This window comes from Polaribacter sargassicola (assembly GCF_021991835.1).
Taxonomy (GTDB): domain Bacteria; phylum Bacteroidota; class Bacteroidia; order Flavobacteriales; family Flavobacteriaceae; genus Polaribacter; species Polaribacter sargassicola.
On record NZ_JAHDAU010000123.1, the window covers coordinates 1 to 326 of the forward strand.

1 protein-coding gene is annotated in these 326 nt (G+C 70.2%); it reads right to left on the reverse strand.

Going from position 1 to position 326, the window contains the following annotated elements:
• Window positions 1-96: 96 nt before the first annotated feature.
• Window positions 97-326 (reverse strand): hypothetical protein (locus KI686_RS16125; RefSeq protein WP_237590346.1); only part of this gene is annotated, 230 nt, incomplete at its 5' end.

Here is a 326-nt window from a genome sequence, read left to right on the forward strand (position 1 = left end):
CCGCGCCGTGTTCGCGCACCGCGCGGAGCCAGCGATCGGCGGTCTCCGTCCAGAACAGACGGTCGGAGGCGCCCCGGCCGGGATCGTGCTCGGCAGTCACGCCTTCAGCGCCTTCTCGTACTCCTTGCGGATCGCGTCGCCGCCGGCGCTCTTCCACGCCTTGATCGCGGCCTTGACGTCATCGAGGGTCTTGCGGCCGGAGATGTAGTCCTGCGTCGCGTCGCTGACGGGCTGCCTGATCGTGTTGCCCTTGGATGCGTCGGTCGGGCTGAACAGCGTGGCGGCCGGGTTCGCGACCCCGAGCGGGATCATCGCGGCGTACGCCT